Annotated in this window: 18 protein-coding genes and 1 pseudogene; 11 read left to right on the top strand and 8 right to left on the bottom strand. The window is 61.5% G+C overall.

Going from position 1 to position 15,016, the window contains the following annotated elements; genetic code table 11:
• Positions 1 to 3: 3 nt before the first annotated feature.
• The 4 genes from HFO71_RS19255 to dnaN form a co-directional block, all read right to left on the bottom strand.
• On the bottom strand, positions 4 to 585 hold the full coding sequence (locus tag HFO71_RS19255) for a histidine phosphatase family protein (protein WP_131661988.1): 582 nt from the start codon (positions 583 to 585) through the stop codon (positions 4 to 6).
• A 1-nt stretch (position 586) separates the two neighbouring features.
• A complete protein-coding gene (gene pmtA, locus HFO71_RS19250; RefSeq protein ID WP_077977318.1) occupies positions 587 to 1,186 on the bottom strand; it encodes a phospholipid N-methyltransferase PmtA in 600 nt (199 codons plus the stop codon).
• Positions 1,187 to 1,281: 95 nt separating this feature from the next.
• A complete protein-coding gene (locus HFO71_RS19245) occupies positions 1,282 to 2,193 on the bottom strand; it encodes a DUF72 domain-containing protein (protein WP_221988286.1) in 912 nt (303 codons plus the stop codon).
• Between the two features lie 54 nt (positions 2,194 to 2,247).
• The gene (gene dnaN, locus HFO71_RS19240) at positions 2,248 to 3,366 is read right to left on the bottom strand and encodes a DNA polymerase III subunit beta (RefSeq protein ID WP_077977319.1); all 1,119 of its coding nucleotides are present in this window, start codon (positions 3,364 to 3,366) and stop codon (positions 2,248 to 2,250) included.
• A 93-nt stretch (positions 3,367 to 3,459) separates the two neighbouring features.
• On the opposite strand from dnaN, the gene HFO71_RS19235 reads away from it, so the two are divergent.
• From HFO71_RS19235 to HFO71_RS19195, 9 genes and pseudogenes are all read left to right on the top strand, one after another.
• On the top strand, positions 3,460 to 3,630 hold the full coding sequence (locus HFO71_RS19235) for a hypothetical protein (RefSeq protein ID WP_165503850.1): 171 nt from the start codon (positions 3,460 to 3,462) through the stop codon (positions 3,628 to 3,630).
• Complete coding sequence (gene rsmI / locus HFO71_RS19230) at positions 3,627 to 4,544, top strand: 16S rRNA (cytidine(1402)-2'-O)-methyltransferase (protein WP_131661985.1); 918 nt, start codon at positions 3,627 to 3,629, stop codon at positions 4,542 to 4,544. Before HFO71_RS19235 ends, rsmI begins: the two co-directional genes overlap by 4 nt.
• Positions 4,534 to 4,902, top strand: a complete 369-nt coding sequence (locus HFO71_RS19225; protein ID WP_025396805.1) for a YraN family protein — start codon at positions 4,534 to 4,536, stop codon at positions 4,900 to 4,902. Before rsmI ends, HFO71_RS19225 begins: the two co-directional genes overlap by 11 nt.
• Positions 4,903 to 5,016: 114 nt before the next feature.
• Positions 5,017 to 5,520: a cupin domain-containing protein gene (locus HFO71_RS19220; protein ID WP_025396806.1), complete on the top strand. Its 504-nt coding sequence runs from the start codon at positions 5,017 to 5,019 to the stop codon at positions 5,518 to 5,520.
• A gap of 85 nt (positions 5,521 to 5,605) precedes the next feature.
• Complete coding sequence (gene gshB, locus HFO71_RS19215) at positions 5,606 to 6,553, top strand: glutathione synthase (protein ID WP_221959014.1); 948 nt, start codon at positions 5,606 to 5,608, stop codon at positions 6,551 to 6,553.
• Positions 6,554 to 6,736: 183 nt separating this feature from the next.
• The gene (locus HFO71_RS19210; protein WP_020052577.1) at positions 6,737 to 8,269 is read left to right on the top strand and encodes a YifB family Mg chelatase-like AAA ATPase; all 1,533 of its coding nucleotides are present in this window, start codon (positions 6,737 to 6,739) and stop codon (positions 8,267 to 8,269) included.
• A gap of 11 nt (positions 8,270 to 8,280) precedes the next feature.
• A pseudogene (locus HFO71_RS19205) lies at positions 8,281 to 8,577 on the top strand (magnesium chelatase domain-containing protein); the annotation flags it as partial.
• Positions 8,578 to 8,700: 123 nt separating this feature from the next.
• Positions 8,701 to 9,684, top strand: a complete 984-nt coding sequence (locus HFO71_RS19200; RefSeq protein ID WP_312895123.1) for a hypothetical protein — start codon at positions 8,701 to 8,703, stop codon at positions 9,682 to 9,684.
• A gap of 144 nt (positions 9,685 to 9,828) precedes the next feature.
• Positions 9,829 to 9,966 carry a hypothetical protein gene (locus HFO71_RS19195; RefSeq protein WP_221988392.1) on the top strand — a complete coding sequence of 46 codons (138 nt, stop codon included), beginning with the start codon at positions 9,829 to 9,831 and terminating at the stop codon, positions 9,964 to 9,966.
• Between the two features lie 74 nt (positions 9,967 to 10,040).
• Here the strand turns inward: HFO71_RS19195 and cysK are convergent, their stop codons facing one another.
• The gene (cysK, locus tag HFO71_RS19190) at positions 10,041 to 11,003 is read right to left on the bottom strand and encodes a cysteine synthase A (RefSeq protein WP_163882336.1); all 963 of its coding nucleotides are present in this window, start codon (positions 11,001 to 11,003) and stop codon (positions 10,041 to 10,043) included.
• A gap of 144 nt (positions 11,004 to 11,147) precedes the next feature.
• Positions 11,148 to 11,765 (bottom strand): LysE family translocator, encoded by a 618-nt coding sequence (locus HFO71_RS19185; protein ID WP_221940778.1) that lies wholly within the window; start codon positions 11,763 to 11,765, stop codon positions 11,148 to 11,150.
• A 277-nt stretch (positions 11,766 to 12,042) separates the two neighbouring features.
• Here HFO71_RS19185 and HFO71_RS19180 point away from each other — a divergent pair, with 277 nt between their 5' ends.
• Positions 12,043 to 12,561 carry a Dps family protein gene (locus HFO71_RS19180; protein WP_221940777.1) on the top strand — a complete coding sequence of 173 codons (519 nt, stop codon included), beginning with the start codon at positions 12,043 to 12,045 and terminating at the stop codon, positions 12,559 to 12,561.
• 90 nt (positions 12,562 to 12,651) lie between these two features.
• Here HFO71_RS19180 and HFO71_RS19175 read toward each other — a convergent pair whose 3' ends face one another.
• Positions 12,652 to 13,566: a DMT family transporter gene (locus HFO71_RS19175; protein ID WP_221988285.1), complete on the bottom strand. Its 915-nt coding sequence runs from the start codon at positions 13,564 to 13,566 to the stop codon at positions 12,652 to 12,654.
• A gap of 99 nt (positions 13,567 to 13,665) precedes the next feature.
• Between HFO71_RS19175 and HFO71_RS19170 the strand changes: the two genes are divergently transcribed.
• Positions 13,666 to 14,130 carry an Lrp/AsnC family transcriptional regulator gene (locus HFO71_RS19170; protein ID WP_168314644.1) on the top strand — a complete coding sequence of 155 codons (465 nt, stop codon included), beginning with the start codon at positions 13,666 to 13,668 and terminating at the stop codon, positions 14,128 to 14,130.
• A gap of 86 nt (positions 14,131 to 14,216) precedes the next feature.
• On the opposite strand, the gene HFO71_RS19165 is transcribed toward HFO71_RS19170, so the two are convergent.
• Complete coding sequence (locus HFO71_RS19165; protein WP_221988284.1) at positions 14,217 to 14,987, bottom strand: hypothetical protein; 771 nt, start codon at positions 14,985 to 14,987, stop codon at positions 14,217 to 14,219.
• Positions 14,988 to 15,016: the final 29 nt, after the last annotated feature.

Here is a 15,016-nt window from a genome sequence, read left to right as displayed (position 1 = left end):
AGGTCACCCCTGCCAGTCTTCGATGGGTGTCCAGTCGCATGATAAGCGGCGATCCGCAAGGCCGAAAGCATAGAGATTGCCGCCGCCGCCCGGCTGGTCGCGGTCGCGGGAGATCGGCCGGCCCGCCAGATGGCATTTGAGCAGCGTGCCGACGCCGCCATGGCCGACAAAGGCGATCGGCGCCGTCGCATCATGCGTGGCAAGAACGGCGTTCACGGCTTCGACGATGCGGGCCTGCGCATCGACGGCGCGCTCCCAGCCTTTGAAGCTCTGTTCCGGATGGGCAAAAAACCGGTTTGCTGCTTCTTCGAATTGCGGCGGCGGCAGGAAGCCGGTGGCCGAGCGGTCGTTTTCGTGCATGGCACGGACGATCTCGACGGTCACGCCGGAAGCTTCCGCCAGGATTTCGGCCGTTTCGATCGCCTTCGTCTCGTCGCTGGAGACGATGCGCTGCAATTGCTTCGCCCAGCCGCTGTCGGCTGCTTTGCGGGCGCGCGCCGCGCCGACATCGGAAAGCCCCCATTTCGGCACGGGCACGTTGGCGTCGATCCTGACCTGCGGATGGGTGATGTAGATCCCGAACATCTCAGCCGCGCTTATAGATCCAGAGCTGCGCCGGCGGAATATTGCGCATGACGAAGTCGAAATGCTGGATATGGTAGCGGTCGGGATTGGCGGCGATCGGCGAGATCGCGCCATAGGAAATCTGCACCATCGGCCGGCCGGCCGGCAGTCGATCGAGCAGGCTTTCCAGCAGCGAGATCCGCTTCGCCATCGGGAAATTCAGCAGCGGAATGCCCGAGACGACGGAATCGAAGGTGAGGCGGCTGAAATTGCCAAGGGTGGCCTGAATATCGAAGGCATCGCCGTTGATGAAGTGCACGCCGGGATATGTCCGCTGCAGATGTTTATGAAAATCCGTCGAATATTCGATTGCGACGAGATTTTCCGGACGGACGCCGCGGCCGAGAATGGCCTTGGTGATGGCGCCCGTGCCCGGTCCTAATTCAAGCACCGGCAGCCCGGAATGGATGTCGACGACGCTTGCCATGCGCTTGGCCGTGATCGAGGACGTCGGCACGATCGAGCCCACCGTCTTCGGCCCCTGCATCATGCCCCGGAAGAAGCGGATCTCGTCGTCGAACCTCTTGCCCAGCCGTTCCTTCACCTTGACCCGTAAGCTCATTCTCCACCCATCCGCATGTTGATCGAATGCCTTAATATGCCGCTTGTCGCTTAAGGGACAAGGATTTTCGCAACAAGGACATCGGCATCAACAGTTCATGCGGCTTTCGGCGCCGAACCCGGCATGAGATCGGCGAGCCTATCCGCCAAGTGATCGGCGTCGACAGGTGCGCGCAGTTTCACATCGGTATTGTCGAAGTAGAGATAGACGTCGCGGCCCTTGCTGCGCACCGGTAGGGGCGCCAGCACTCGCGTCGCATTCTCAGGTTCTCCACCCGTGGCCCAGGCGCGGATGCGTTGCGCCCATAGGTCGAGTGCTTCATCCTCGTAGCCGCTGACATAGAGCTTTTCGGAGCCATGCAGGCGGCAGTAGATGAAATCGGCGGTGATATCCATCAGCAGCGGCCATTTCACCGTGTCGGCGCAGACGAGAGCGACCTTGTGCCGCCTGAGCATCTCGATAAAGGCGGGTGAGCGGAAGCTCTCGTGACGAATTTCCAGCGCATGCCGGATCGGCTGATGCCCGTCGCATGTAAGCCAGGCCGGTCCCTTGATATGCCAGTCGTGCCGTTTCGCCAGCGCTATTGCCGCGTCGCGGGTGTGCGGCAGCAGCGACAAAAAGCTTTCGAAAAGGGATGGGTCGAAGACCATGTTCGGCGGGAATTGCCAGAGGATTGGTCCGAGCTTGGGGCCGAGCCGCAAAACGCCGGAAGCGAGGAAATTGGCGAGCGCCGTCTGGATATCCTGCAGCCGCAGCATATGGGTAATGAAGCGCGGTCCCTTGACCGCGAAGACGAAATCCTCCGGCGTTTCCTCCCGCCAGCGGCCGAAGCTTTCGGGCCGCTGCAATCCGTAGAAGGTGCCGTTGATCTCGATCGACCGGAAGTGCCGGGCGGCATAGGAAAGTTCCTGCTTCTGCGGCAGGTCGTTCGGGTAGAATTGGCCGCGCCAGGGCGCATACGTCCAGCCGGATATGCCGATGCGCACCGCTCCCGTCTTTTTGGTCATGGGATCCTCCGTTTTGACAGGAGGAAAAACGGCAATGGGCGGCCTTCGTTCCGCTCAGACGCGCATCGGCATCAGCACGTAGAGCGCATCGTCGCCCGCCGTGTCGCGGATCAGCGTCGGCGAGCCGGCATCGGCAAGCAGGAAGATCGCTTCCTCGCCGGAAAGCTGGGCGGTGATGTCGAGCAAGTACTTGGCGTTGAAGCCGATTTCCATCGCATCCGTGTCGTAGCCGACGGCGACTTCTTCCGTCGCGCTGCCGGAGTCTGGATTGTTGACGGTCAGCATCAGCTGCCCCTCGGAAAGCGCCAGCTTGACGGCGCGGCCGCGCTCGGAGGAGATGGTCGAGACGCGGTCGACGGCCTGTGCGAAGCTCGTGCAATCGACGCGCATTTCCTTGTCGTTGCCTGTCGGGATAACGCGCTGATAATCCGGGAAGGTGCCGTCGATCAGTTTCGAGGTCATGACGATCGAACCGATCGTCAGCCGGATCTTGGCGTCGGACACCTCGACGGTCACCATCACCTCGGGATTGTCGACCAGCTTCTGCAGTTCGCCGACCGTCTTGCGCGGAATGATGATGCCGGGCATGCCCTCGGAGCCGGAGGGCGCATCGACATCGGCGCGCGCCAGCCGGTGGCCATCGGTCGCAACCGCCCTGAGTTTCAGCTGGCCGTTGCTCTCGATCGTGTGGAAGAAGATGCCGTTCAGATAATAACGCGTCTCTTCCGTCGAGATCGCAAACTGCGTGCGGTCGATCAGCATCTTCAGATCGGTCGCCTTCAGCTTGAAGGAATGCGTGAAGGTGCCGGCCGTGAGATCCGGAAAGTCCGATTCCGGCAGGCACTGCAGCGAGAATTTCGAGCGGCCGGACTGCACGGTCATCGAACCGCCATCGGTGCTGGTGGCAAGCAGCACTTCCGAGCCGTCGGAAAGCTTGCGCACGATATCGTAGAGAAGATGGGCGGGAACGGTGGTGGCGCCGGGCTGCTCGACGTTAGCAGGGGTCGCCTCGGTGATTTCGAGGTCGAGGTCGGTCGCCTTCATGTCGAGCTTCTGGCCGTCGGCCTTCAGCAATACGTTGGACAGGATCGGGATCGTGTTGCGACGTTCGACCACGCGGTGGACGTGGTTCAGCGATTTCAACAGGTTTGACCGCTCAATAGTAATACGCATGGGATGCTACCGCTTTCGACCGTGACTGTCCGGGCGCGTCGAGCACCCGAAGAATGCTGTCCCGGCTTGAGGCCGGGGGAGTGGACGGGCAAAATGGCAGACTTCAGCATTGCTTTGCAAGAGGCATGGACGCCGGCACCCCTGCATTTGCGGTTTTCCAGAGCAATGCTCACAGAAATCCGAACCCTTGCCGAAGCGGTGCGGCTCGCCCATAAAGGCTTCGATGCCGGCGACGAGCTGGCGGGACGAAAGCAAATGGCATGAATGAGGAAACCACAGCGGACGCCGCCAGCCGGCGAAGCTTCCGCCTGCACAATATGGCGGTGCCGGCGCGGCCGCTGGAGCCGGCGCTCTATCTTGTCGCCACCCCGATCGGCAATCTCGGCGACATCACCCTGCGCGCGCTCGAAACGCTGGCCGGCGCCGACGTGCTTGCCTGCGAGGATACGCGCGTCACCCGCGTGCTGCTCGACCGCTACGGCATCCAGAACCGCCCCTTCGCCTATCACGAGCACAATGCCGATGAGGCCGGGCCAAGGCTGCTGCAGGCGCTCGAAGCCGGCCGCTCGGTGGCGCTGGTTTCCGATGCCGGCACGCCGCTGGTCTCCGATCCCGGCTATCGGCTGGCGCAACAGGCGATAACGGCAGGTTACCGCGTCATTCCCATTCCCGGGGCGTCGGCGCCGCTCGCAGCCCTTGTCGGCTCCGGCCTGCCGAACGATGCGTTTCTTTTCGCCGGTTTCCTGCCGGCCAAGGACAAGGCCCGCCGCGACCGTCTCGGTGAACTTGCTAAGGCTCCCGCGACGCTGATCTTCTTTGAATCGCCGCATCGCATCGGCGCAACGCTTCTGGCCGCCGCCGATGTGCTGGGCGGCGCTCGGCCCGCCTCCGTTTGCCGCGAGCTGACCAAGACCTATGAAGAGTTCCGTCGCGGCTCGCTTGCCGACCTCGCAGCCCATTATCAGCAGGTGGAAAACGTCAAGGGCGAGATCGTCCTGGTGATCGGTCCGCCGGAGCCGGCCGAGACGGATGAGGCCGATGTCGAAGCCATGCTGGCCGACCTGTCGAAGACCATGCCGACGGCCGGCGCCGCGACCGAGGCCGCCCGCCTCACCGGCCTGCCGCGCAAGGTGCTCTATCAGCGCCTGCTGGAGATCAAGAACGCCGATGGGCGATAATGATCTCACCACGATCAGAAGGAAGGCGCTGCGCCGGGGCCGCATGTCGGAATATGTCGCGGCCGCCTTCCTGATGCTGAAGGGTTATCGCATCCTGGCTCTGCGCCACCGCACCAAGCTTGGCGAGATCGACATCATCGCCCGCAAGGGCGATCTCGCCGTCTTCGTCGAGGTCAAGGCCCGCCATGGCGAGGCCGCGGCGGTCGATGCCGTCTCTGTCATCGCGCAGAAGCGCATACGGGCGGCAAGTGATCTCTGGCTCGCCCGCCAGAGGGATCAGGCCCGCCTTTCCCAGCGTTATGATATCGTCGCGATCATGCCGGGCCGGCTGCCGCGGCATTTTATTGATGCTTTCTGACCTCCCTTCGCCCCATCGGATTTCCGGATCGTTAAACTTTTAGTCCCCACTTGAACCAGGTCCTTACGACTCTCTGCTATCGACTCGGTGGGGATAACAATTGGGGGTTGTTTCATGGCCTGGAAGCTGATGTTTGCAAGTGCGGTCGCCATGGCCGCGCGCTCGGTGCCGTATGCGGTGGCGAAGCCGGCCGGAAAGTCCTTCGTCGCGCATGCGAGCGATCTGCTGCCGCTGAAATCCACGCCGATCAATCCGGACTGGATCGTCAGCGGCAATCCGCAGGCCCGCACCGCCGAACATTCGCGCGGCCATGACGAGGCCTCGCTGACGGCGATCTGGGATTGCACGGCGGGCGAATTCCGCTGGTATTTCGGCTGGGACGAGACGGTGATGATCCTCGAAGGCGAGGTCCATATCACTGCCGAGGACGGCACCGAACGAACGCTCTGCGCCGGCGATGTCGCCTTTTTCGCCGGTGGAACCTGGGCGAGCTGGCGGGTCGACAATTACGTCCGCAAGGTCGCCTTCCTGCGCAAGCCCTTCCCTAAGCCGTTGGCGATCGCCTACCGTCTCCGCAACATGCTGCGCAACAACGGCAGCCAGGGCATCGCTGCCTGAAAACTGCGACCGGAAGCCCTTGATTGACCGTTGCGTTTGATATCTGGCCGACCTACATCTGTCCGGCATTCAGCGAGGGATGGAAATGGCCAAGATCACCAATGTAGCGGTCCAGATGGACCATGTCGCAGGCATCAATATCGCAGGCGATTCTACCTTCGCCATGAGCCTGGAGGCGCAGGCGCGCGGCTACAAGCTTTTCCATTATACCCCCGAGCGCCTGAGCTTCCGCGACGGCAAGCTCTATGCCAACGTCGAGCCGATGGTGCTGCGCGACGTCAAGGGCGATCACTTCGAGCTTGGCGCGCCGGAGCGCGTTGATGTCGCGACCATGGACGTCGTGCTGCTGCGCCAGGACCCGCCCTTCGACATGGCCTATATCACCTCGACGCATCTGCTCGAGCGCATCCATCCAAAGACGCTCGTCGTCAACGATCCGGCCTGGGTGCGCAATTCCCCGGAAAAAATCTTCGTCACCGAATTCTCCGACCTGATGCCGAAGACGCTGATCACCAAGGATGCCTCCGAGATCCGCCGCTTCCGCGACGAGATGGGCGACATCATCCTGAAGCCGCTCTACGGCAATGGCGGCGCCGGCGTCTTCCATTCGACCCGCGACGACCGCAACCTCTCTTCGCTGCTCGAAATGTTCGGCCAGCTTTTCCGCGAGCCCTTCATCGCCCAGCAATATCTGCCCGACGTGCGCAAGGGCGACAAACGCATCATTCTGGTCGACGGCGAATTCGCCGGCGCCATCAACCGCGTGCCGGCCGAGCACGACAGCCGCTCCAACATGCATGTCGGCGGCCGCGCCGAGGCGACCGAGCTGACGGCGCGCGAACAGGAAATCTGCGCCCGCATCGGCCCAGCGCTGAGGGAACGCGGCTTCCTGCTCGTCGGCATCGATGTGATCGGTGATTACATGACCGAGATCAACGTCACATCGCCAACAGGCATCCGCGAGGTCAAGAAGTTCGGCGGCGCCGATATCGCGAGCCTGCTTTGGGATGCGATCGAGCGCAAGCGCGGCTGAGCCTGCTGTCCATGACCGTTTTGGTCCCGCGACCGAGCACAACCAAGGTCACAGCGGATGCCTGACTACGTTCTTTGATTGTTCTTGTTTTATTCCGGCTTCCATGCCAGATTGCAACCGCTGGCCTAGCCTTCAAGGGTCGGAGGGCGGTACGGTGGAGTTTGCGGGACAGAGGATGGGCATATGGTCGCGCGTGTCAGTACGGTGGCATTTCAGGGCATCGAAGGTGTGCCGGTCGAGGTCCAGGTCATGGTCGCACCCGGCAAGGTCGGCATGCAGATCGTCGGCCTGCCCGACAAGGCGGTTGCCGAAAGCCGCGAGCGCGTGCAGGCCGCCCTGCACGCCTCCGGCCTAGCGCTGCCGGCCAAGCGCGTGACGGTCAATCTGGCGCCGGCCGACCTGCCGAAGGAAGGCTCGCATTTCGACCTGCCGATCGCCCTTGCCCTGATGGCCGCCCTCGGCGCCATTCCCGCCGATGCGCTGTCGGACTTTGTCGTCGTCGGCGAGCTCAACCTCGACGGAACGATCGCCGCCATATCGGGCGCACTGCCGGCTGCGATCGGCGCCAATGCGCTCGGCAAGGGGCTGATCTGCCCGGCCGAAAGCGGCGCCGAAGCCGCCTGGGCGGGCGCCGAGGTCGATATTCTCGCCCCGCGCAGCCTGATCGCCCTTGCCAATCATTTCCGCGGCACGCAGGTCTTGTCCAGGCCGGAAGCGTCGATCCGCGCCAATGCCGCAAACCTGCCGGATCTCGCCGAGATCAAGGGCCAGGAAAGCGCCAAGCGGGCGCTCGAGGTCGCAGCCGCCGGCGGCCATAACCTTTTGATGGTCGGTCCTCCGGGCTCCGGCAAGTCGATGCTGGCGGCCAGGCTGCCATCGATCCTGCCGCCGCTTTCGGCCGCCGAGCTGCTGGAGGTGTCGATGGTCCATTCGATCGCCGGCCAGCTCTCCGGCGGCAAGCTTTCCGATCGCCGGCCCTTTCGCACCCCGCATCATTCCGCCACCATGGCCGCCCTCGTCGGCGGCGGCCTGCGCGCCCGTCCGGGCGAAGCCTCGCTTGCCCATCATGGCGTGCTCTTCCTCGACGAGTTTCCCGAATTCACGCCGCAGGCGCTCGATGCGCTGCGCCAGCCGCTCGAAGGCGGCGAATGCGTCATTGCCCGTGCCAATCACCGCGTCTCCTATCCGGCGAAATTCCAGCTGATCGCGGCGATGAACCCCTGCCGCTGCGGCATGGCGGGAGAGCCTGGCCATACCTGTGCCCGTGGCCCGCGCTGCATGAGCGATTACCAGGCCCGCATCTCCGGCCCGCTGATGGATCGCATCGATATCCGCATCGATGTGCCGGCCGTCTCCGCCGCCGATCTGATCCGGCCGATGGCGGCCGAAACCAGCGCCGACGTCGCCCGCCGCGTCGCCCGCGCCCGCGAGATCCAGCAGGAGCGCTTCGAAAGCACCGGCGCAAAGGGCATCGGCACCAATGCCCGCTGCTCCACCGCGATGATCGAGAAATTGGCCGAGCCCGATGCCAGCGGCCTGCAGCTGCTGCGCGACGCCGCCGAGAAGATGAAATTCTCCGCCCGCGGTTACCACCGCGTGCTGAAGGTCGCCCGCACCCTGGCCGATCTCGACGGCAAGCCGACGGTCGGCCGCATCCATCTCGCCGAAGCGATCTCCTACAGGATCGCGGGTGAGAGGTTGACGGCGGCGGCGTAAGAAAAGGGGCAATTGTCGGACTGTTTGACAAGGCGGTTGCCGAAAGCCGCGAGCGCGTGCAGGCGGCCCTCCACGCCTCCGGCCTGGCGCTGCCGGCGAAGCGGGTGACGGTCAAGCTGGCGCCTGCCGACCTGCCGAAGGAAGGCTCGCATTTCGACCTGCCGATCGTCCTTGCCCTGATGGCTGCCCTCGGCGCCATTCCCGCCGATGCGCTGTCGGATTTTGTCGTCGTCGGCGAGCTCAACCTCGACGGAACGATCGCCGCCATATCAGGCGCGCTGCCGGCTGCGATCGGCGCCAATGCGCTCGTGGTTAGTTAGCCCAGGACGTGCAGGTCGCCGATCTATCAAATGGAGGGTTCAGAATTTATGGATGTGGGTCGCCGCCACCGGTCGTTTCGCGGCGAGATGATTTGCATGCGGAGATTCAGCGTGGAACCCGAGGAATATGAACTGCTCAAAGCGGCATGCGAAGCCACGGCAGCAAGTCACCCTGATTTACAAAGGAGCCAACGAGAATCCCCAGACGAGAGTGCAAAATCAATTGAGGATGAGATATCGGGTTTCCTCGGAGCGATATGGCAGAATCGTAAAACCGTCTATGATTCCGCTGAACAAGCGCTACAGCCCCTGTGCCTCCTATATGATTTGGCGCTGTTGCAGGTCTGCGACCTGTCACACTTTGGGCTGAAGAATGCACATCATCGAAGCCGAGTGATATGGCCAGAAGCCCAATTACCAGTCCAGCCATCTCCTAATGCGGTTTTCTATGTTTTGGCCTCTAACCTAGCCCAATCCATGCAGGCCTTTCGTCTACTGGTTCTTCATGGATTCGAAGGGCAGGCCCGAGCAACCTTCAGAGGAGTGATCGAGACTGCGGACTTGCTGATTATGGTCTTGGCAAGTGAAGCGACGTATCGAGAATTCATAAAATCCTTTGAAGACCCTAACGAGAGCTACAAACACTGGAGAAGCCATCTATCTCCATCGAAAATTAGGGCTGCCGTTTCGCTGCTGGAAGACGACGATCCGCTTTCCATCCCAATCGATCAGACGCCGAACGAAGTCAGAAAGGATATGTATCAGTGGCTTTCCAACTTCGTTCATGTGAATTTTGTTGCTCACATTGTTGCAGCTCATCCAGAAGATTTTGCTGGAAACTCTCGACCGCTCGCGATGCTCGGAGACGTAGGTGAGGCGTCGAGGGCGACACTTGCCCACGGCCTGCTATACCTTTGGATTGCCTTGCTGAGGATTGAGAAATTGCTTTGGGAACAGCATCGCTGGAAAGGTTTCCGGGGAAAGCGCTCCCGAAAATGGTTCAAATATCGCTGCCGTGCATTGGACGAACTGTTCCTGTCCTATCTGCCGACGTATTGGGAAAAGAACCCTGTAGCTGGCACGCAGTCCAAATAGGCGGCCCCTTGAATGTGGGGCCCGGTGTTAGTGATAGTGACCGATTACTGCTAACTTCGTAAGCATCGGTCACTCCATGCGGGACGATTTCATCGAGAACCCTCCTCCGGTGGACCCCTCCATGATCGGGGAGGCCAAACGCGGATGAGCTATGCAGCCATCCGCTTAAAGGAAATGCGCGGCGACGAGGCGAAAGATGTCAGCGAGGAAAAGGTCCTCGCGATCGAATATCTGTTTATCGAGCAGCATCGCCGGCGAGAGAGACTGACGGCTGCGGCGTAGCAAATAGGGGCGCCAAAGCGCCCCTAGACTCTGCGAAGATGAACGTCCGGGAACCCCCCGGTCAAAGCCCTACCTCAGCTCCCAAGCCCTTCAAACAACGCCGTCGAAAGATAACGCTCGGCGAAGGAGGGGATGATGATGACGATGTTCTTGCCGGCATTCTCGGGACGGACGCCGACCTTGATTGCGGCCGTCAGGGCAGCACCCGAGGAGATGCCGACCGGCACGCCTTCGAGCCGGGCGACCAGGCGCGCCTGTTCGAAGGCCTCGTCATTGGTCACGGTGACGACCTCGTCATAGATGCCGGTATCGAGGATCTTCGGCGCGAAGCCGGCGCCGATGCCCTGGATCTTGTGCGGGCCGGGGTTGCCGCCGGAGAGGATCGGCGAATCGGCCGGCTCGACGGCGATGATCTTGATCTCGGGCTTGCGGCTTTTCAGCACCTGGCCGACGCCGGTGATCGTGCCGCCGGTGCCGATGCCGGAGACGACGATGTCGACCGTGCCGTCGGTATCGTTCCAGATTTCCTCGGCCGTCGTCTTGCGGTGGATTTCGGGATTATCAGGATTTTCGAACTGCTGCGGAATGACGGCATCGTCAAGTGATGACGCCAGTTCCTCGGCCTTGGCGATGGCGCCCTTCATGCCCTTCGGTCCCTCAGTCAGCACCAGCTCGGCGCCGAGCAGCGCCAGCATCTTGCGGCGCTCGACCGACATTGTTTCCGGCATGGTGAGGATCAGCCGATAACCCTTGGCGGCGGCGGCAAAGGCGAGCGCGATGCCTGTGTTGCCGGAGGTCGGTTCGATCAGCACCGTCTTGCCGGGAGTGATCTTGCCTTGCGCTTCGAGGCCCTCGATCATCGCGACGCCGATGCGGTCCTTCACCGAGGCGATCGGGTTGAAGAATTCGAGCTTGCCGATCAGGTTCGCCACGACGCCCTTTTCCCGCGCCAGCTTGTCGAAGCGCACGAGCGGCGTGTCGCCGATGGTCTCGGTGATCGAGGAATAGATACGGCCGCGGCCGGGCTTGTGCGACATGGGTGCTCTCCCTTTGAAATCCTGCTCCTGAAATCGAGGGGAGAATAGGGTCAAAGGCCCGTCTAGGCCAGACCGCGTTCGACCTGGAGGAGCGATCAGGAGAGAAAAAAACCTTTGAAAACCGTTTCTTGCCGAATGTTTATTTCAGGCCGCCCGCGTGGCGATGAAGGCTGCGGTGCCGGCGAGGATGCCTGATGCAACCCGGTTCAGCGCCTGCAAGGCCCGCGGCTGCTTCAGCATCGTGCGGGCCCGCGAGGCAAGCAGCATATAGGGCACGAGCACGACGATCAGCACCACGAAGGTGGTGGTCAGCAGGAGTGCATAGTCTCGCAGGCCGATATTGCCGATATCGATCAGCGTCGGCACCAGGGCGACATAGAAGAGCATGGTCTTCGGATTACCAAGCGTCACCAGCAGGCCGGAGAGGAAGGACAGGCCGATATTGGTGGATTTCCGCGCCGCGATATCCTGCGGCAACAATCCCGCCGTCCAGAGTTTCCAGGCGATGTAGCCGAGATAGAGGACGCCGGCGATCTTGATTGATATGAACACTTCGGTGAAGGTTTGCGCCACGAAGGCCAGGCCGAGAATGACCGCTGTCAGATAGGCCATGTCGCCGAGCACAAGGCCGAGACCCATGAAGAAGGTCTCGCGGAAATTCGAGCCGAGCGCGCGTGCGACAATCGCGGTGATCCCCGGTCCCGGAATGGCCGCGGCGATAAACAGCGCTCCGGCATAGGTCAGCAAGGCGGCAAGGCTCATGATGCGCTCCCTTCTTTTTCCTCGCTGTTTTATATCCGGGGCCTGCAACCATCAATCCGCCGGCGTTGATGGTTGCATCACCGGCAGGAATGCTTGGCCCTACCGGAAACAATGCTTGCTCGCCGGCTGCCCACGACCTTGAAGAACCGCGAGCCTCCCGTATTTGTTGCGGTGAAGAACTCCGCCGGGCACTCATTGTCACGGCCGTCTTCATCAACATGTCATCGTCGCCCTATCAGGTCCCCCATATCGCTTCGTCACCCCAAGGAGAAAACGGATGTCCGCCACACAGGCCGAGAAGACCAGACTTGCGCCCCTGAAGACCCCTTCGGATCTGCCGACCAATGCCATCACCGATATTTCGGCAGCGCTGACGGCGCTGCTCGCCGATGTCTTTGCGCTCTATCTCAAGACCAAGAATTTCCACTGGCACATGTCCGGCCCGCATTTTCGCGATTATCATCTGCTGCTCGACGAACAGGCCGAGCAGATCTTCGCCATGACCGACGACATTGCCGAGCGTGCCCGTAAGATCGGCGGCACGACGTTGCGCTCCATCGGCCAGATTGCTCGCCAGCAGCGCATTTCGGACAATGACGCGGATTTCGTCACGCCCGAGGACATGTTGTCGGAACTGCGCGAGGATAACGCTCAGCTCGTTTCGCTGCTGCGCGAGGTGCATGACCTCTGCGACGAGCATAATGATGTCGCAAGCGCCAGCCTGATCGAAAACTGGATCGACGAGGCCGAGCGCCGTACCTGGTTCCTGTTCGAAACGACGCGCGGGCAGAAATAATATCGGCATATCCCCGGGCATGCTTGCCATGCCCAGGCATGCTTGCCATGCCCGGGCGTGCTTGCCATGCGCGGGACAGGTGTCCGGTTCTCAGCTCTCGAGCGCCCGCGGCCGTAGCCACCGCGGCGTCCAGCCGAGATTCATGCCGGCGGCGGCAAGCAGAATGATCGCCGCACCCAATATCTGCATCGGCTGCAGCGCGTGGCCGAAGGCCAGCCGGTCGACGACGATCGCCGCGATCGGATAGATGAAGGACAGGGCGCCGGTGAGATGCGTCGGCAGCCGCTGGATCGCGCCGTAGAGCAGCACATACATCAGCCCGGTATGGACGACGCCGACGGTAGCTAGGATCGCCCAGCCCCTGACATCGCCTGGCGGATGGGAAAAATCGGTCATCGGCGCCAGCATCAGCATGCCGGTTGCGACCTGGATGAGCGCGATCAGATGCGGCGGCGTGCCCTTCAGCCATTTCGCGGCAAGGGCTGCGAGCGCGTAGAAGAAGGCAGCACCGAGCGCCATCAGGATGCCGAGGCCGTAGCCGTCGAACGCAGCGCCGCCCGCACCGGGTTTCCCTTGGACGATCGCCACCATGCCGGCGAAGGCGAGCGCCAGCCAGAACAGCTTGGTTGCGGTGATCTTCTCACGGAGAAAGAGCGCCCCGAGCACCAGCAGCATGAAAGGCTGGGTGTTATAGACAGTCGTCGCGATCGAGATCGTCGCATGCGAATAGGAGGCAAACAGCAGCAGCCAGTTCAAGACGATGGCGATCCCGCCGAAAATGGCGATGCCGAAGGCGCGTAGCGTGATGATGCCGGGCCGCAGCAGCCCGAGCGCGCCGCAGATGACAAGCAAAGTCAGCGCGCCGAACAGGCAGCGCCAGAAGACCACGCCGCTGACTGGCTGGCCCGACATGACGACGAACCAGCCGATCGTCCCCGAGATCAGCATCGCTGCCGTCATTTCCGCCGTGCCTCTTTTGATATCGCTGCTCATGATTGCCTCCATTTCGATGACATAAGAATATTGCGGCGAGAGGCGATTTTATATAAAGATAAGAAGGAGAATTATCGGTATCGCCTAATCATAAGAGGAAAAGAGATCGCCGTGGCTAATGATGTGCAATCGCTCGATGAAATCGATCAGGCCATTCTGGAGGCGCTGGCCGGCAATGCGCGGATCTCGCTGAAGGAACTGGCCCAGCAGGTCGGCCTCTCTTCGCCGAGTGCTGCCGAGCGCCTGCGCCGGCTGGAGGAGCGCGGCGTCATCAAGGCCTTCACCATCGACCTCGATCCTGCCGCCGTCGGTTATCCCCTGCAGGCGATCGTGCGCGTGCGTCCGCTGCCCGGGCAGTTGCACATCGTCGAGCGCATTATCCAGGAAATTCCCGAAATCATCGAATGCGACAAGGTGACGGGCGAGGATTGCTTCATTGCCCGTCTGGTCATCCGCTCCATGGCGGACCTCGATGGCATCCTGGACCGCGTTGCCGAAAGGGCGGAGACCAACACCGCGATGATCAAAGCCTCACCCGTCAAGCGCCGCCTGCCGCCGCTTTCCCGGAAAAGGTAGGTATTGGCTGAGCAGGAGCCCTAGAAATTCGCCATCGACGGCGTCTCGCGCGGGAACTCGAGGCTGTATCGGCCAATCCGCGGTCCTTAGTTCCCTTCCTTGAGAACGCCTCTCAGGCATTTCTCAAGCTGGTCTTTTTTATCGACGACAGATCGGCACTCGCGAATGGCGTATGCTGCCGCCATTTCGGCATTGCGCCTGAAGCCGGGAACGTCCCCGGCGCGATATGTTGCTGCAACCCCGCCGAAGGGTCCCTTAATCCCGACCGACTGCAGCAGGACTGTGTAAAGGCAGCCTACCGGATTGATATCGCGGTCGATGACGACGTTGATAACCGGGTATCCTATTCGGCGCTCATGGTAGCATTCTAATGTGTCCGGCTTGCTTCGAAGCGTGTCTATATCGTGCACTGCTATCTGGCCCAATTTTGCCAGCTTGAGCGCATCACGATCAACGAACACTTCGACGGTCTGGGTGTTTGACGGCTGGTTCTGATCACCGAAAGGGGCATATGGCGCTCCAACTGAGTAATCTATCGACTGGCTGGCGTTGAAATTGAGACGAACGTCTGCGTAAGCCATCAGCCTAAAAAACACGCGGAAAAACTCTAGCTGCAAAGCTTGAATATCGCTCCTCTCCATGCCCTTCACATTGATGACGATGTTCACGTCGATTGGATTGTCGATGTCGAGAATCGGCGCTGTTGATTTCGAAACGGCAAACGCGACGATCTCTTCCAAAGACAATGATGAGCGAATCGACTGAAGCTTTGTTGAATCGATCGCAAGCGTCGGTGTCGCGATCAACGCTGTGGCTAGTCCCGCAATCAAGCGCCATGGCGCTTTCCTAAATGACATAAGCGCCTCCAACAAACACCGCTCCCGCC

It is taken from the genome of Rhizobium laguerreae (assembly GCF_019778565.1).
In the GTDB taxonomy this organism is placed as follows: domain Bacteria; phylum Pseudomonadota; class Alphaproteobacteria; order Rhizobiales; family Rhizobiaceae; genus Rhizobium; species Rhizobium laguerreae.
The sequence above is the reverse complement of the archived record's forward strand: the minus strand, read 5'-3'. Positions and strand labels throughout refer to the sequence as shown.

Coding starts and splice junctions, on each gene's coding strand:
- HFO71_RS19255 (WP_131661988.1), bottom strand. CDS start 585: ATGTTCGGGATCTACATCACCCATCCGCAGGTCAGGATCGACGCCAAC.
- pmtA (WP_077977318.1), bottom strand. CDS start 1,186: ATGAGCTTACGGGTCAAGGTGAAGGAACGGCTGGGCAAGAGGTTCGAC.
- HFO71_RS19245 (WP_221988286.1), bottom strand. CDS start 2,193: ATGACCAAAAAGACGGGAGCGGTGCGCATCGGCATATCCGGCTGGACG.
- dnaN (WP_077977319.1), bottom strand. CDS start 3,366: ATGCGTATTACTATTGAGCGGTCAAACCTGTTGAAATCGCTGAACCAC.
- HFO71_RS19235 (WP_165503850.1), top strand. CDS start 3,460: ATGGCAGACTTCAGCATTGCTTTGCAAGAGGCATGGACGCCGGCACCC.
- rsmI (WP_131661985.1), top strand. CDS start 3,627: ATGAATGAGGAAACCACAGCGGACGCCGCCAGCCGGCGAAGCTTCCGC.
- HFO71_RS19225 (WP_025396805.1), top strand. CDS start 4,534: ATGGGCGATAATGATCTCACCACGATCAGAAGGAAGGCGCTGCGCCGG.
- HFO71_RS19220 (WP_025396806.1), top strand. CDS start 5,017: ATGGCCTGGAAGCTGATGTTTGCAAGTGCGGTCGCCATGGCCGCGCGC.
- gshB (WP_221959014.1), top strand. CDS start 5,606: ATGGCCAAGATCACCAATGTAGCGGTCCAGATGGACCATGTCGCAGGC.
- HFO71_RS19210 (WP_020052577.1), top strand. CDS start 6,737: ATGGTCGCGCGTGTCAGTACGGTGGCATTTCAGGGCATCGAAGGTGTG.
- HFO71_RS19195 (WP_221988392.1), top strand. CDS start 9,829: ATGAGCTATGCAGCCATCCGCTTAAAGGAAATGCGCGGCGACGAGGCG.
- cysK (WP_163882336.1), bottom strand. CDS start 11,003: ATGTCGCACAAGCCCGGCCGCGGCCGTATCTATTCCTCGATCACCGAG.
- HFO71_RS19185 (WP_221940778.1), bottom strand. CDS start 11,765: ATGAGCCTTGCCGCCTTGCTGACCTATGCCGGAGCGCTGTTTATCGCC.
- HFO71_RS19180 (WP_221940777.1), top strand. CDS start 12,043: ATGTCCGCCACACAGGCCGAGAAGACCAGACTTGCGCCCCTGAAGACC.
- HFO71_RS19175 (WP_221988285.1), bottom strand. CDS start 13,566: ATGGAGGCAATCATGAGCAGCGATATCAAAAGAGGCACGGCGGAAATG.
- HFO71_RS19165 (WP_221988284.1), bottom strand. CDS start 14,987: ATGTCATTTAGGAAAGCGCCATGGCGCTTGATTGCGGGACTAGCCACA.